Raw genomic sequence first — 14,213 nt, forward strand, 5'->3', positions numbered from 1 at the left:
CCGCGGCGACCGCGGGCGGTGCATCCAATTTTCGGCGCTGCCGGCCGAATCGGCCGCGCACCCGCGCTGGCCGGCTAGTTCTAATAGACTGGTCGATCGATCAGCGTCTGTGCCGTCGGGGTCGTGTTGGCAACCGCTTCTGAGGCGGCGCGGGCTAGGAAGTGGCAGGCGGCGGTGCCAGCCGGCCCAGCTCGCGATCGATCAGTGCGCGCAGTTCATCGTGCCCTTGGGTGACGCCGACGGCGCTCTCATTGCACAGATTGCGGGCCGTTTGGGCGATCAGGATCGAGATCGCGATCGGGGGGTATTCCGCCAGATCCACGCCGTTGGCGCGCAGTGCCACCGTGACCGCCGCGGTCTCGATGTCCCGTACTCGCTCGGCATAGGCCTTGAGTTCGGTCCGGATCGCCTTGCGATGGTTAGCCAACGCCATGAACTCGGTGTTCAGACTGGTCAGGCGCGTATCGCTGTTGATCGCCCACAATGCGCGCAGCGGATCGTCATCGGTCAGGGCGGTGCGCATCCGGTCCAACGCGACGTCGGCGCCGACCCGCAGCACCTCGACGAACAGGTCGTCCATGGTGGGGAAGTAGTAGTAGACCAGGGCTTGGCGCACACCGGCCTCGGCGGCGACCCGCCGCGACGTGGCCGCGGCATAACCCTCGTCGCGCATCAGCCGCGCCGTCGCCTCGATCAGGCGGCGCCGGGTGGCATTGTCGGTCGATTTGGCCTTGCGCGGAGCCGCCATTCAGGTCAGCCCGGGCTTGCGATTGCTTGACCGTCCGGCGCCGCGCGTGGTAGGCATGACGCATTCTAGCAATTTGATCGATCGATCAGCGCTACGAGGTCGCGGCGCGAGCGAAGGGCGTATCGGGTGATGGTGGATCTCGCGGCGGTGGACTACTTCTCCGACGAAACCGTCACCCAGGATCCCTACGCCTACTACGAATACCTGCGCGGATGCGGGCCGGTGTTCGCCGAGCCGCATCACGGCGTCGTGGCCGTCACCGGCTACGACGAGGTACTCGCCGCCTTCAAAGACCACGACTCGTTCTCGGCGGTGAATGCCATCGGTGGACCTTTTCCCCCGCTGCCGTTCGAGCCCGAGGGCGACGACATCACCGAGCAGATCGAGGCGCACCGGCACGAGTTCCCGATCTTCGAACACGTCGTGGTGATGGATCCGCCGGCGCATACCCGGGCCCGCTCGCTGCTCAGCGGGCTGCTGACCCCCAAGCGGCTGAAGGAGAACGAGGAGTTCATCTGGCAGCTGACCGATACCCAGCTCGACGAATTCATCGGCACGGGACGCTGCGAGTTCCTGTTCGACTACGCCAAACCGTATGCAACCCTGGCCATCACCGATCTGCTCGGGGTTCCCGAGGAGGATCGCGCCGAATTCCGCAGTGCGCTGGGTGCCGGGCATCGCGACGGGCAACATGTCGGATCCCTCGACGGGACACCGGTGGGACTCAATCCCCTGCGGTACCTCGATGAGAAGTTCAGCGGGTACCTCACCGAGCGGCGGCGGGAGCCTCGTGGCGACGTTCTCAGCACCCTGGCCGCCGCAACCTACCCCGACGGTTCCACGCCGGAACTGCTTGAGGTGGTTCACCCGGCCACCTTCCTGTTCGGCGCCGGTCAAGAGACCGTCACCAAGTTGCTGGGGGCGGCGGTGCAAACCCTGGGGGAGCGACCTGAGTTACAGCAGATGCTGCGCGAGAACCCCGCACTGATCCCCGCATTCATCGAAGAGTCCCTGCGAATTCAGAGCCCCACCAAGATCGACTTTCGTCTTGCCCGCAAGACCACCACGCTGGGCGGGGTGCCGATCAAGGCCGGCACCGTCCTGATGCTCTGCCTGGGTGCGGCGAACCGTGATCCGCGCAAGTTCGATGGCCCCGACGAGTTCCGGCTGGACCGCAAGAACGTGCGGGAGCACATCGCCTTCGGTCGCGGCATCCACACCTGCGCCGGGGCTCCGCTGGCCCGGGTCGAGGGACGCATCACGGTTCACCGCATGCTGGACCGGATGCGGGACATCAGGATCAGCGAGTCTCACCACGGGCCCGCCGGACAGCGACGCTTCTCCTACGAGCCCACGTTCCTGCTGCGCGGGCTCACAGAGTTGCACATCGAATTCGACCCGGTGGGCTAGCCTTCTGCGGCCCACTCCTGCGTAACGCGCTGCTTCTGCTCCTCGATCACCTGCATCAGTCGCGAAGCTTTCGCCCAGCCATAGTAGGCACCGAAATGCAAAGCGACTTCGTCTATTTCGTCGAACGAGACGTCTCCGCTCTTCAGTGCGGCATAGACGTGGCTGAAGATCGGGTACGGCGCATCCTGGAACGCCACGCACGCCACGGTCACCAGGCGCCGCTGTTTCATGCCCAGCCCGGGCCGCAGCCACATCTCACCGAAGACGAAGTTCAGAATGCCCGCACCCGAATACGGGTCGTCTCGGACCGGAGCGAAGGGCAGGCAGTTGACGTCACGGAAGGTCTGCTCTCCGGCCCGTAGTCGCGCTTCGGGGTCGCTGGGCGTGGTCAGCGGCAACAGCGGCGCCGCGGGCGGCACCGGCTGGCCTCGTTCGGCATGGATGCGTGCCCACTGCTCGTCGACGACCATGTTGAACAGTGACGCCTTGGGCCAGCCCGAATACACCGCGAAATGCAGGACGGCTTCGCGCATCTCCTCGATTGTCACGTCGCCGTGGAACAGGGCGGCGTAGATATGGTCGCGCAGCGGCTGCTCGGTGTCGGCGGCGGCGACGCACGGCAGCGCGACGAACCATCGATCTCGGCGGCTCAGGCCCGGCCGTTGCCAGATCTGCGCGAAGACGAAATCCAGCAGAGTTGCCGCCGCGGGCGTGGCGTTGGCGGGAACCGGCAGGCTCATCAGCTCGGCGAAGGCGTGGGCGCCGGGCCCCGCCTCACCGCAGGGTGACGCCGGCATCGACTTTGAATTCCAGTCCGGTCACGTGCCGGGACTCGTCGGAGACCAGGAACAGCACTGCGTTGCTGACGTCGCGCGCCTCGGTCATCACGATCGGCAAGGCGTTGCTGAAGATCGGGGCCAGATCCGAGCGGGTTTCGGCAAGCAGCCCGTGCAGCGCGTCCGGGCGCATCCCGGTCTCCACTCCGGTGGGGTGCACGGTGTTGACCCGAACATTCACCGCGGCAAGTTCATTGGCCAGCGCGCGGCTCATGCCGACGACGCCGTGCTTGGACGCCGTATAGGGCGTGTGCAGTGGGCTGCCCTTCAGCCCGGCCACCGAGCTGATGTTGACCAGGCTGCCGCCGCGGGAAACCAGGTGCGGCAGTGCCGCCGCACAGGTATTCCAGGTGCCGATCAGGTTCACATCGACAACGGTGCGCCACTGCGCCGAGGTGGTGGTATCCCACGTCCCGGCGGTGATCACGCCGGCATTGGCGATCGAGGCGTCCAGGCCACCCAACTGGGCCACACCCTCGGCGACCGCGGCGGTCAGGGCGGCGGCTTCGCGCACGTCCACGACGTGGGTGATGGCCCGGCGGCCGTGCTGTCGCACCAATTCAGCGGTCTCGTCGAGATCTTCGGTGGTGGCCAGTGGATAGTCGACCTCGGATAGCGATGCGCAGACGTCGACCAGGATCAGGTCGGCGCCCTCTTCGGCCAGGCGTACCGCGTGGCTGCGCCCCATGCCGCGCGCGGCTCCGGTGACCAACACCCGTTTGCCGGTTACCCGCCCGCTCATAGCTTGTTGCAGAACCCTGCGTCGACGGGCAGCGTGACCCCGGTGACGTACTTTCCGGCATCCGACACCAGGTAGGCGATAGCGGCGCTGATGTCCTCGGGTTCGAGCATCTGCACCGGCAGCGGATTCTGCAGATGTGGCCCACCGCCGGGATAGTTCTCCAGGAATTCGGTCATCGCCGGGTTGGCCGCCATCATGGTGTTGACCCCGGTCGGGTGCACGCTATTGACCCGAATGCTGTGCGGCGCCAGGGCATTGGCCAGCGTGCGCATCAGCCCCACGATGCCGTGCTTGGAAGCGGAGTAGCCCAGGCCACCGCCTTGCATGCCGCCGAATCCGATCAGCCCGGCGGTCGAGCTGGTGAACACGATCGAACCGCCCCGATTTCCGGCGATCAGGTGCGGAATCGCGGCCTTGGCGGTGTGAAACGCGCCGACCAGATTGACGTCGAGCACGTCGGTCCACAACTGCAGATCTTCGTCGTCGGTCAGCTCGCGAAACGCCATCGTGGCGATACCCGCGTTGACGCAGACGATGTCGAGGCGGCCGAAGTGCTCCACGCCGGCCTTCAGTGCCGCCTTCAGCGCCACAAAGTCGCGGACATCGGCAACCGAGGCGATCATCTTGCCGCCCTGGGCTTCCACCATGGCCACGGTCTCGTCGAGCTCGTCACGGGAGCCCATCGGATATCCGGTGGAGGAGATGTCGGCACAGATGTCGACCCCGATGATGTCCGCGCCCTCGGCGGCCAGTCGCACCGCATGACTGCGGCCCTGCCCGCGCGCCGCGCCGGTGATGAAAGCGACCTGCCCATTCAGGGAACCCATGCGGCTACGGTAACCTGGTTACTCGTCGGCGGCAAGGGGTGATCGATGGACAGTGCGCAAGACCGGATCTTGGCCATCGTGGTCGAGATTCTCGAGACCGAGGGCTATGACGCGGTCCAGCTCAGGGAGGTCGCCCGGCGCGCCCGGATGTCGCTGGCGACCATCTACAAGCGCTACGCCACCCGCGACGAGCTGATCCTGGCGGCGCTGGACGCCTGGATGCAGCAGAATCGTTACTCGGGTATCGCCCCGCACGCCCGCGAGCCCGGCGAATCCCTGTATGCGGCGTTGATGAGCTTGTACCGCACCATCTTCGAGCCCTGGGAGCGGCACCCAGCGATGCTGACCGCCTACGTCCGGGCGAGGTCGGCGCCCGGTGGTGACGCCCTGGTTCGGCGCGGTCTGGATGCGGTGGGGCCCGCGATGCTGGCGGCCATGTCCGACGTCGACGAAGGCTTCATCGCCGACCTGGACGTCATCATCTCCAACCTGGTGCACGGGTTGTCCGCGCGGTTCGCCGCCGGCGAGATCGCCATCACCGAGATGCTGCCCGGCCTTGATCGGGCTGTGTACTGGCTCACCAGCGGGTATGAGCAGCAGCGCGGCCACTAGCCGTTGGTGCCGCGACGTACGCTGACGCTATGGCCGACATCGAGTTCACCTCGGTCGCACCGATCATTCCCGTGCGAGACCTCGACGCCGCGCTGGACCGCTACCGCCGGCTCGGGTTCACCGTCAACCATTACGGCGGCCCGGCCCGGTACGGATTCGCCGACCGCGGCTCGGTTTCGCTGCACCTTTCCGAGTGGGCCGAACACGATCCGCTGCGCACGGCCGCCAGCGTGTATTTCTATGTCGACGACGCCGACGCGCTCTATGCGCAATGGTCGGCATCGGGCGTGCCGGGGCGCTTTGTCGAACCGGTCGACACCGACTACCAGCTCAGGGAATTCGCCTACGTCGACCCCGAAGGCACCTTGCACCGCGTCGGCTCGCCACTGCCGGCAAAAGTCGTCAGCGCCAGCAGGGTGATCGCGGCGCCGGCGAAGCTGATCTTCGACTTCATCGCCGACCCGGCCCGCCAGCCGCGCTGGGACGGCAACGCGAATCTGGCCGAAGCCGCATCCGGTCAACGGGTTCATGCCGTCGGGGACGTTTTCACCATGGCGCTGACCATGGGAACGGTGCGGGAGAACCACGTGGTGGAGTTCGAGGAGGGACGCCGTATCGCCTGGCGCCCAGCGGCCCCCGGGTGTGCGCCGCCGGGTCACCTGTGGCGGTGGGAGCTCGAGCCGCTCGGGCCGGCGCGCACTCGAGTAACCCACACCTACGACTGGTCGGAGCTAACCGACCCGAATCGTCTCGCCCGCGCTCGGGCCACTACGGCGGACATGCTTGCGGCCTCGTTGTCCCGGCTTGCCGCGCTGGTCGAAGTCTCCTGAACTCGCGTACTCGGAGTTCAGCGGTTGTCGGCGAACGAGCGCAGCGCGTCGACCTGAGCGGGATCCAATGAGGGACGGACGTTTTCGCGGGCTGCTGCGATGTCTGCCACGGTGACGTCGGCGGCGTCGATGCTGCGCCGCATCGCCGTCAGGGCGGCTTCGCGCAACAGTGCCACGCAGTCCGCGGCGCTGTAGCCGTCCAGGTCCGCGGCCAGCGCGTCGAGGTCGACGTCGACGTGCAGCGGAACGGATTTCCCGGACACCCGCAGGATCTGGCGGCGGGCATCGGCATCGGGCGGTTCGACGAACACCAGCTTCTCCAGTCGGCCCGGCCGGGTCAGGGCCGGGTCGATCAGCTCGGGACGGTTGGTGGCGCCGACCACCACCACGTCGCGCAGCGGGTTGACGCCGTCGAGCTCGGTGAGCAGCGCGGCCACCACCCGATCGGTCACCCCGGAGTCGAAGCTTTGGCCGCGCCGCGGTGCCAGGGCGTCGATTTCGTCGAGGAACACCAGTGACGGCGCCGAATCACGGGCGCGCTGGAACAGATCCCGCACCGCCCGCTCACTGCTGCCCACCCACTTGTCCATCAGCTCCGCGCCTTTGACGGAATGCACGCTGACTCGACCGGACCCCGCCAGGGCGCGCACCACGAAGGTCTTGCCGCAACCGGGCGGGCCGTAGAGCAGCACGCCGTGCGGTGGATCGACGCCCAGGCGGGTGAAGGTGTCCGGGTGCTGCAGAGGCCACAGCACCGCTTCGGTCAGTGCCTGCTTGGTGGCCACCATGTCACCGACGTCGTCGAGGGTGACCGAGCCGACGGACACCTCTGCGGCCGCCGAGCGCGACAACGGCCGGATCACGCTGAGCGCACCGACCAGGTCCTCCTGGGTGAGTTTGGGTTCCTCATCGTTGTCGCTGGCCCGCGACGCTGCCCGCAGGGCAGCCTCCCGTACCAGTGCGGCAAGGTCTGCGGCGACGAAACCCGGTGTGCGTTCGGCGATCTCACCCAACGTTAGGTCGGCGGTAGGCACCGAGATGAGCAGGGTGGCCAGTAGCGCCGCCCGGGTCGCGCCGTCGGGCAGGCTCAGCCGGATCTCGCGATCGCACAGTTCCGGAGCCCGCAGTCGGGGATCGACATGGTCCGGCAGCGCCGAGGTCGCGATGAACGCCACCCCTTCGGTGGCCACCACGTTGCGCAGCTCGGCGAGGATCAGCGTCGCCACCGGCTCCGAAGGTTCGGGCAACAACGTGTCGACATCGGCGATCAGCAGCACCCCGCCGCCGTCGCAGACCTGTGCCGCCGCGGAACGCACCGCGGTCAGCCGTTCATCGGCGGCCAGCGCCCCGATCTCGGGTCCGTCCAGCTCGATCAGCCGCCGGCCCTCACACACAGCCCGGACCAGGGTCGTCTTGCCCACCCCGGCCGGACCCGACACCAGCACACCGAGATTCGTGCCCGCACGCAGGGTTTTCAGCAGCTGCGGTTCGTCGAGCGCAAGCTTGAGCCATTCGGCGAGCTTGGCGGCCTGCGCCTCGCACCCCTTGAGTTCGTCGATGGCGATCCGGGCCGGGGCCGCCGGCTTGGCAACGGTCGCCACCGGGGCGGTGGGGGCGTTGCCAAAGGTGACCAGCGAGTTGGGCTGCACGCTGACCGGCCCGGCCGGGTCCACACCGGTGACCGTCAACAACTCCGAGGTCCAGCTGATCCCCACCGCCGACGCCAACGCGGAGGTGGCCGCCGACGTGGACGTGCCGGGGCCCAGGTCACGCGGCAGCAGGGAGACCGCGTCGCCGACGGTCATCACCTTGCCCAGCAAAGCCTGGCGCAGCGTGGTGGGCGACAACGTCTGGGAGGCCAGGGTTGATCCGCTCAGCGTCACCGACCGGGCCCCGTAAACGGTCACAGCGGCCACGACGACTTGCGTGCCATCTCGCAGGCCGGCGTTGGACAGCGTCACATCGTCAAGTAGCGCCACACCGGCCGGGGCGTCTGGCCCCGTCAGCCCCGCCACCGCCGACGTCGTGCGAGAACCGGTCAGCGAAACCGCATCCCACTCCCGGATGCCCAGGGCGGCAACGGCTTCGGGGTGCAGCCGGACCACCCCGCGGCGGGCGTCGACGGCGGAGGTGTTGAGCCGGGCGATCAGCGTCAGGTGCCGGGAGGTATCGACCCGGCGTTCTTCTTCGCGCTCTTGCGTGGAACCCACCCGGCCATTATCGGCATAGCACCGGGCGGCCTCCCCGGTAACAGGCGGATCGACCGGGCAGGTTTGATAGAGCGATGCGGCCCGGCGTGCTGATTTCGGCGATCTGTGCGGTCACTCTGCTGACCACCCCGGCCCCGGCCGGGGCCGACGAGGCATCCGCGTTGTCCGACCTGGTGGACGCGGCCGCCCAGCGGCTCCAGGTCGCCGACGACGTGGCGGCGATCAAATGGCAGACCGGCGGCGCCATCGAGGACCCGGCCCGGGTCGGGCAGCAACTGGCGAAGCTGGCCGCCGACGCCGCCGGGAAACACCTCGACCCCGACTACGTGCGGCGGATCTTCGCCGATCAGATCGCCGCGACCGAAGCCGCCGAGCACTACCGGTTCGCCCAATGGAAACTGGACCCGACGGCCGTCCCGTCCGCCGCCCCCGAACTGGCGGCCTCGCGGGCGCGTATCGACGGCTTCAACCAGGTCATGCTGGCCCAGATCGGCCAGCGATGGGAGCTGCTGCACTCACCGGATTGCGCCGGACAACTCGGCGCGGCAACCCGAACCGTCAGCGACGCACGCCAGCTCGACGAGTTCTACCGGCGGGCGCTGTCGTCCGCGACGCAGGACTACTGCGCCCGGTAACCGCGCCGCTACCGACCCGGCTTGCGCAGCCGCAGCCGGGCCATCGACTGCCCACTGGGCCGACGGATGCCCCGCCGCACACCGGGACGGCGGCTCGGCTGCGCCCGGCGGATCGCCCGCCGCGCGGCGCGGCGCTCCCGGGGGGCGTCTTCCCACGCCTCCGGGTGTGCGGCAACCCAGCGCTGACTGCGGACCGAGAACGGAATGGTGCACAGGTACGCCCCGATCAGCACCAGCACCAGCACATAGGGGAACAGGAATGCCGCCGCGGCCACCAGAGCCAGCACCGCCAGCAGCACCGCCGCCAGGTGCGGCGGCACCGACACGGCGTGCATCTTGCGCATCGGGATCCGGCTGACCAGCAGCATCGAGGTGCCCACCACCCAGATGCAGGTGAACCATTGCGAAGTCCACCATCCGTCGCCGAACTCCAGCTTGGCGGCCAGCAGGCCCATCAGTGTGATCGCACCGGCCGGGGCGGGCATGCCGACGAAGAACTCCCGGGTGTAGGCCGGCAGCGTGGCGTCGTCGAGCAGGGTGTTGAACCGGGCCAGCCGCAGTACCACGCACACCGCGTACAGCAGCACCACGATCCAGCCCGCCGGCTGTGTCGACAGCAGCGTCACGTAGATCACCACCGCGGGAGCCACCCCGAAGTCGACGGCGTCGGCCAGGGAATCGATCTCGGCGCCCATCCTCGACTCGGCGTCCAGGATGCGTGCCACCCGGCCGTCGAGGCCGTCGAGAATGGCGGCCGCGGCGATCAGCGCCATCGCGAGATGCGGCTGCCCATCCAGCGCGTACTTGATCGAGGTCAGGCCGGCGCAGATCGCCAACACCGTCATGGAGCTGGGCAGGATGTGCAGACCCACCGGGCCCCGGCTGCGGGCCTGCTGGGCGGGACTCGTCATGACAGGTCGGCCAGGACGGTCTCGCCGGCGACCATGCGCTGGCCGACGCCGACCAGCGGCTGCGTTCCGACCGGCAGGTAGACGTCGAGGCGTGAACCGAATCGGATCAGCCCGTAGGTGTCACCGATCGCCAGATGATCACCGGGGCGGGTTTCGCAGAGGATGCGGCGCGCCACCAGCCCGGCAACCTGCACGGCGATCACCTCGGCGCCGTCGGCGGTGCGGATCCGCACGCTGTTGCGCTCGTTGTCCTCGCTGGCTTCGGCGCGATCCGCGGAGCCGAATCGGCCGGCCCGGTGCAGCACTGCGATCACCTCACCGCCGACCGGAGCCCGTTGTACGTGGGCGTCGAAGACCGACATGAAGATGCAGACCCGCGGCAACGGGGTATCGGGCAGGTCCAGCTCCGGCGGCGGGGGCGCCGAGTCGACCAGGCAGACCACGCCATCGGCGGGGGCCACCACCACACCGGGGCGAGTCGGTGGCACCCGATGCGGATGCCGGAAGAACCCGGCGCAGGCACCCGCGGCCAGCAACCCGGCTCCGCGCAGCCATCGCTGCTTGCGGCCCACCAGCGCCACGCCCAGCGCACTGCCGACGAACGGCAGCCCGGCGCTGTGCATCGGCGGCACCGTCGAGCGCACCAGCTCGATCAGGTGCCGAAGACCGCCGGGATCATCTGCTGCGCGGGGGCGTCTGGCCATTGGGCCATCTTAGAAGCTGGGCGGCTCACCCGGTGAGGTCCCAGACCTCTACCTGGGTGCCCACCGGCAGCTCGGTCACCTCGTCGGCGATATCCAGGAGGCAGTTCGCCGACGCCAGATAGCGCAGATGGTGCGAGGCCGGCGGCCCGTAGTTGGTGACGGTCCCGGTTTCATAGTCGAGCAGCCCGCGCCGGAACTGCCGCTTACCGGCCGGCGACACCAGCTTTTCGCTCAAGACGGCGGTACGGCGCGGCCGATTCGGCTTGGGCAGGTCCATCGCACGACGCAGCGCGGGGCGAACGAAGACCTCGAAGGAGACCTGGGCGCTGACCGGATTGCCGGGCAGGGTGATGATGGCCGCTCCGGACCCAGGCGAGCCCACCCGCCCGATGCCCTGCGGCATCCCGGGCTGCATCGCCACCTTGACGAAGTGCACCCCCTGGTCGCCGTCACGGCCGAACACATCCTTGACCACTTCGTAGGCTCCCGCGCTGACCCCACCGCTGGTGATCACCAGGTCTACCGCCCCGTCGCGCACGCCATAGCGGTCGAGGACTTCGGTGAATGCGGCGGTGTCGTCGGCGACCGTCACGGTGGCCACCACCTCGGCGCCGGCATCACGCACCGCGGCGGACAACATCACCCCGTTGGATTCATAGATCTGACCGGGTGCCAGCGGTGTACCGGGTTTGACCAGTTCGGAACCGGTGGAGATCACCAGCACTCGCTGTCGGGGCCGCACCGTGAGCTGCGCCAGGCCCAGTGCCGAGGCCAGGCCGGCCGCCGGCGCGCTGACGAGTTGCCCGGCCCAGAGCACCGTGGCGCCCTCGGCGACGTCGCCGCCGGCCCGGCGGATGTGGCGGCCCCGGTCGGTGGCCGCGCTGATCTGGACCACGTCGGTGCCGCCGTCGGTGGCCTCGACGGGAATCACGCCGTCGGCGCCGTAGGGGATCGGTGCGCCGGTCATGATGCGATGCGCGGTTCCTGATGTCAGCGTGGGAATATCGGTGCGTCCGGCCGGAATATCTTCGGTGACAGGCAATCTGACCGGCGTATCGGGTGTCGCCATGGCAATGTCGTCGGCGAGCACGGCGTAGCCGTCCATCCCGGAATTGTCGAAGACCGGCAGTGAGATCGGTGCGATCACGTCCGCGGCCAGTACCAGTCCCTCGGCATCGGCCAGTGCGACCGTGACCGGCGGCCGGGCCCGGATCAGATCGGTGACGGCCCGCTGGTGCTCTTCGACGGATCGCATCACGACAGTCTGACTCAGACCGGGAAGGTGATTCCTGTCAGCTCCTGCGAGACCGCCCACAATCGCTGCTGCAACTCGACTTCGTGTGCCTGCTTGCTGGCGTCCACCAGCTTGGGATATCCGCGCTGCTCGCCGATGCCGCTGGGACCGTAGTACTGCCCGCCGGTCACCTCTGGGTCGGTGGCGGCGCGCAGCGTGGGCAATGCACCCATCGCCGCACTCTGCACGACCAGGGGCGTCAGCAGCCGGTCTGCGGGACGCAGTAAGGGCGGCAGGTGCCGGGTCAGTTCGGTGTTGGCGGTGCCCGGATGCGCGGCGACGGCGATGGTCGAGCGGCGTTTGGCGGCCAGCCGGCGCTGCAGCTCGTAGGTGAACATCAGATTGGCCAGTTTGGACTGCCCGTAGGCGGCGATCCGGTTGTAGCCGTGTTCCCACTGCAGGTCGTCGAAGTGGATCGCGGCCATGATCCGGTGCGCCATGCTGGTGACGGTCACCACGCGAGACCGCTTGACCCGCAGCATCCGTGGCAGCAGCAGGCCGGTCAAAGCGAAATGCCCCAGATGGTTGACCCCGAACTGCAGCTCGAAGCCGTCGACGGTGTGCTGTTTGGGGGTGTACATGACGCCGGCGTTGTTGATCAGCAGATCGATGCGGGGGTGGGCGGCGCCCAGGGCCTCGGCGGCTTCGCGGACCGACGCCAACGAACTGAGATCGAGTTCCCGTACCTCGACGCGTGCCTGCGGGCTGGCGCTGTTGATTCGTTTCGCCGCCGCGTTGCCCTTCTCGAGATCGCGCACCGCCAGCACCACCAGTGCGCCGTGCCCGGCGAGTATCTCCGCGGTGTGATAACCGATTCCGGTGTTGGAGCCGGTGATCACCGCGACGCGGCCGGTTTGATCCGGCACGTCTTCCGCAGCCCATCTGTCCCGGCTACTCATGTGACAAACGATACTCAGGTGACGCATCGTGCGCCGGATGGTTTTTCGCCGGACCCGCGGTCGACGGTGCGGCGCGGCCTGAGCCCTGACATCCTCTCCTACATGGCGCAGCACGCAGACGGGTCCCCGGCGATCAGCCTGGTCGACCCCACCAATCCGCCCAGCTCCCGCGCGCCCTTGGCCTGGGCGCTGGTCGGTGCGGTGCCCTGGCTGTTTCTGGCCCTGCTGCAGCTGGGTTGGGCGGTCGCCGACGAGCGGCTGGCCTGGCTGCACATCGCGGCTCTGGCGGTCACCGCACTGGGGCTGGTGGTGTCGGCGGTGATCGCCCCGCTGTGGCGCTACCGGGTGCACCGGTGGGATGTCAGTGACCAGGCCGTGTTCACCCGCACCGGCTGGTTGGTGCAGGAGCGACGGATCGCACCGATCTCGCGGGTGCAGACCGTCGACACCTATCGGGGTCCGCTGGATCGACTGCTGGGGTTGGCCAATGTGCGGGTCACCACCGCGTCGTCGGCGGGCGCGGTGCACATCGTGGCGCTGGATGCCGCCGTCGCCGACCGGATCGTGGCGCAACTGACCGACATTGCCGCGCTGGGTGCCGAGGACGCCACGTGAGGGCCAGGTACGAATCCGGCGACTAGCCACCACGATCAAGCGTTCCGACCGGCACTCCATCGGGCGATCACCTGGCCGGCGAAGTCGAGCATCTGGTCAAGGGTGGAGAACATGGCGAAGGCATCCACGATCGCCTCATCGGCACCGGTCCCGGCGAGGCGCTCGAGCTTGCCGGCAACAGTCTCGACCGACGTGCCCGGCTCGAGGTTGATCCGCATGGCCGTCTTCAGCGCGTCCGGATCGCGGCCGGCTTCCTTCGCCGCACGGCGCGCAACCGACCACAGGTGGTCGGTGACCTCGTCCTGCAGTCCCTCGACCCCGAGCCAGCCGGTGCCGCTGCGGCCCACCCGGCGCATCGCGGCCTCGCTGGCACCGCCGATCCAGATGGGCGGACCGCCGCCCTGCACCGGGCGCAGGTCGGCGTGGACCGGCGGCAGCGAGAAGAACTCGCTGTCCCAGGACACGGGAGTGGTCGTCCACCACTCGTGCAGGAACGCCAGCAGGTCATCGAGCATCTGCCCGCGGCGGCGCCAGTTCGCGCTGCGGGCGATGTCGTGTTCGTCCTTCATCCACCCGATTCCCACGCCCACGTCAAGGCGGCCGTCGCTGAGCACGTCGAGTGTGGTCAGCATCCGGGCCAGGTGCACCGGCTCGTAGTAGAACGTGCTGAGCGTGCTGGCGTTCAGCCGAATCCGACGGGTCGCCGTGGCGGCGACCGTCCACAGCAGCACCGGATCCAGGTAGCGGGTCATCTGCGGCGGGTACGGCTGCTCTTTGCCCGGATAGGTGCTCTGCATATCGACCGGGGTGACCAGGCGATCACCGACCCACAGCGTGTCGTAGCCAAGGTCCTCGAGTCCGCGGCAGAACGCACTCAGACCGTCGGCGCTGCTGACAGCGGGGCCGACTATCGGAAGTGCGAAACCGAGTTTCATCGCGA

At 68.5% G+C, this 14,213-nt stretch carries 15 protein-coding genes and 1 pseudogene; 6 read left to right on the forward strand and 10 right to left on the reverse strand.

What is annotated here, in order from left to right; translation table 11 throughout:
• Window positions 1–154 precede the first annotated feature (154 nt).
• The gene (locus ACKY0W_RS02215; RefSeq protein WP_409436211.1) at window positions 155–748 is read right to left on the reverse strand and encodes a TetR/AcrR family transcriptional regulator; all 594 of its coding nucleotides are present in this window, start codon (window positions 746–748) and stop codon (window positions 155–157) included.
• 129 nt (window positions 749–877) lie between these two features.
• On the opposite strand from ACKY0W_RS02215, the gene ACKY0W_RS02220 reads away from it, so the two are divergent.
• Complete coding sequence (locus ACKY0W_RS02220) at window positions 878–2,158, forward strand: cytochrome P450 (protein WP_409437618.1); 1,281 nt, start codon at window positions 878–880, stop codon at window positions 2,156–2,158.
• Here ACKY0W_RS02220 and ACKY0W_RS02225 read toward each other — a convergent pair.
• Genes ACKY0W_RS02225 through ACKY0W_RS02235 form a run of 3 tightly spaced genes read right to left on the reverse strand, consistent with a single transcriptional unit; the run spans window position 2,155 to window position 4,563 of the window.
• The gene (locus ACKY0W_RS02225) at window positions 2,155–2,955 is read right to left on the reverse strand and encodes a carboxymuconolactone decarboxylase family protein (protein ID WP_409436212.1); all 801 of its coding nucleotides are present in this window, start codon (window positions 2,953–2,955) and stop codon (window positions 2,155–2,157) included. The genes ACKY0W_RS02220 and ACKY0W_RS02225 overlap by 4 nt on opposite strands.
• Window positions 2,933–3,736: a mycofactocin-coupled SDR family oxidoreductase gene (locus tag ACKY0W_RS02230; protein WP_409436213.1), complete on the reverse strand. Its 804-nt coding sequence runs from the start codon at window positions 3,734–3,736 to the stop codon at window positions 2,933–2,935. Before ACKY0W_RS02230 ends, ACKY0W_RS02225 begins: the two co-directional genes overlap by 23 nt.
• The gene (locus ACKY0W_RS02235; RefSeq protein ID WP_409436214.1) at window positions 3,733–4,563 is read right to left on the reverse strand and encodes a mycofactocin-coupled SDR family oxidoreductase; all 831 of its coding nucleotides are present in this window, start codon (window positions 4,561–4,563) and stop codon (window positions 3,733–3,735) included. Before ACKY0W_RS02235 ends, ACKY0W_RS02230 begins: the two co-directional genes overlap by 4 nt.
• Before the next feature lie 45 nt (window positions 4,564–4,608).
• Between ACKY0W_RS02235 and ACKY0W_RS02240 the strand changes: the two genes are divergently transcribed.
• From ACKY0W_RS02240 to ACKY0W_RS02250, 3 genes and pseudogenes are all read left to right on the forward strand, one after another.
• Entirely contained in the window at window positions 4,609–5,175 is a 567-nt protein-coding gene (locus ACKY0W_RS02240) for a TetR family transcriptional regulator (RefSeq protein WP_409436215.1), read from the forward strand.
• A gap of 38 nt (window positions 5,176–5,213) precedes the next feature.
• Window positions 5,214–5,561, forward strand: a pseudogene (locus tag ACKY0W_RS02245) (bleomycin resistance protein); the annotation flags it as partial.
• Entirely contained in the window at window positions 5,562–6,005 is a 444-nt protein-coding gene (locus tag ACKY0W_RS02250; protein WP_409437619.1) for an SRPBCC family protein, read from the forward strand.
• 17 nt (window positions 6,006–6,022) lie between these two features.
• Here the strand turns inward: ACKY0W_RS02250 and ACKY0W_RS02255 are convergent, their stop codons facing one another.
• The gene (locus ACKY0W_RS02255; RefSeq protein WP_409436216.1) at window positions 6,023–8,215 is read right to left on the reverse strand and encodes an AAA family ATPase; all 2,193 of its coding nucleotides are present in this window, start codon (window positions 8,213–8,215) and stop codon (window positions 6,023–6,025) included.
• Between the two features lie 74 nt (window positions 8,216–8,289).
• Here ACKY0W_RS02255 and ACKY0W_RS02260 point away from each other — a divergent pair, with 74 nt between their 5' ends.
• Window positions 8,290–8,850, forward strand: a complete 561-nt coding sequence (locus ACKY0W_RS02260; RefSeq protein ID WP_409436217.1) for a chorismate mutase — start codon at window positions 8,290–8,292, stop codon at window positions 8,848–8,850.
• An 8-nt stretch (window positions 8,851–8,858) separates the two neighbouring features.
• On the opposite strand, the gene pssA is transcribed toward ACKY0W_RS02260, so the two are convergent.
• From pssA to ACKY0W_RS02280, 4 genes are read right to left on the reverse strand one after another with little or no spacing between them, the layout of a single operon-like run.
• Complete coding sequence (pssA, locus tag ACKY0W_RS02265) at window positions 8,859–9,761, reverse strand: CDP-diacylglycerol--serine O-phosphatidyltransferase (protein ID WP_406756504.1); 903 nt, start codon at window positions 9,759–9,761, stop codon at window positions 8,859–8,861.
• On the reverse strand, window positions 9,758–10,465 hold the full coding sequence (locus ACKY0W_RS02270; protein ID WP_409436218.1) for a phosphatidylserine decarboxylase: 708 nt from the start codon (window positions 10,463–10,465) through the stop codon (window positions 9,758–9,760). Before ACKY0W_RS02270 ends, pssA begins: the two co-directional genes overlap by 4 nt.
• A 25-nt stretch (window positions 10,466–10,490) precedes the next feature.
• Entirely contained in the window at window positions 10,491–11,720 is a 1,230-nt protein-coding gene (gene glp, locus ACKY0W_RS02275; RefSeq protein ID WP_409436219.1) for a gephyrin-like molybdotransferase Glp, read from the reverse strand.
• A 14-nt stretch (window positions 11,721–11,734) separates the two neighbouring features.
• Window positions 11,735–12,658, reverse strand: coding sequence for an SDR family NAD(P)-dependent oxidoreductase (locus ACKY0W_RS02280; protein WP_409436220.1), 924 nt, complete (start codon window positions 12,656–12,658; stop codon window positions 11,735–11,737).
• A 102-nt stretch (window positions 12,659–12,760) separates the two neighbouring features.
• Between ACKY0W_RS02280 and ACKY0W_RS02285 the strand changes: the two genes are divergently transcribed.
• Window positions 12,761–13,273 (forward strand): PH domain-containing protein, encoded by a 513-nt coding sequence (locus ACKY0W_RS02285; protein WP_409436221.1) that lies wholly within the window; start codon window positions 12,761–12,763, stop codon window positions 13,271–13,273.
• 35 nt (window positions 13,274–13,308) lie between these two features.
• On the opposite strand, the gene ACKY0W_RS02290 is transcribed toward ACKY0W_RS02285, so the two are convergent.
• A complete protein-coding gene (locus ACKY0W_RS02290; RefSeq protein WP_409436222.1) occupies window positions 13,309–14,208 on the reverse strand; it encodes a TIGR03619 family F420-dependent LLM class oxidoreductase in 900 nt (299 codons plus the stop codon).
• Window positions 14,209–14,213 lie beyond the last annotated feature (5 nt).

It is taken from the genome of Mycobacterium sp. SMC-14 (genome assembly GCF_046250075.1).
Lineage (GTDB): Bacteria > Actinomycetota > Actinomycetes > Mycobacteriales > Mycobacteriaceae > Mycobacterium.

Coding starts and splice junctions, on each gene's coding strand:
- ACKY0W_RS02215 (WP_409436211.1), bottom strand. CDS start 748: ATGGCGGCTCCGCGCAAGGCCAAATCGACCGACAATGCCACCCGGCGC.
- ACKY0W_RS02220 (WP_409437618.1), top strand. CDS start 878: ATGGTGGATCTCGCGGCGGTGGACTACTTCTCCGACGAAACCGTCACC.
- ACKY0W_RS02225 (WP_409436212.1), bottom strand. CDS start 2,955: ATGCCGGCGTCACCCTGCGGTGAGGCGGGGCCCGGCGCCCACGCCTTC.
- ACKY0W_RS02230 (WP_409436213.1), bottom strand. CDS start 3,736: ATGAGCGGGCGGGTAACCGGCAAACGGGTGTTGGTCACCGGAGCCGCG.
- ACKY0W_RS02235 (WP_409436214.1), bottom strand. CDS start 4,563: ATGGGTTCCCTGAATGGGCAGGTCGCTTTCATCACCGGCGCGGCGCGC.
- ACKY0W_RS02240 (WP_409436215.1), top strand. CDS start 4,609: ATGGACAGTGCGCAAGACCGGATCTTGGCCATCGTGGTCGAGATTCTC.
- ACKY0W_RS02260 (WP_409436217.1), top strand. CDS start 8,290: ATGCGGCCCGGCGTGCTGATTTCGGCGATCTGTGCGGTCACTCTGCTG.
- pssA (WP_406756504.1), bottom strand. CDS start 9,761: ATGACGAGTCCCGCCCAGCAGGCCCGCAGCCGGGGCCCGGTGGGTCTG.
- ACKY0W_RS02270 (WP_409436218.1), bottom strand. CDS start 10,465: ATGGCCAGACGCCCCCGCGCAGCAGATGATCCCGGCGGTCTTCGGCAC.
- glp (WP_409436219.1), bottom strand. CDS start 11,720: ATGCGATCCGTCGAAGAGCACCAGCGGGCCGTCACCGATCTGATCCGG.
- ACKY0W_RS02280 (WP_409436220.1), bottom strand. CDS start 12,658: ATGAGTAGCCGGGACAGATGGGCTGCGGAAGACGTGCCGGATCAAACC.
- ACKY0W_RS02285 (WP_409436221.1), top strand. CDS start 12,761: ATGGCGCAGCACGCAGACGGGTCCCCGGCGATCAGCCTGGTCGACCCC.
- ACKY0W_RS02290 (WP_409436222.1), bottom strand. CDS start 14,208: ATGAAACTCGGTTTCGCACTTCCGATAGTCGGCCCCGCTGTCAGCAGC.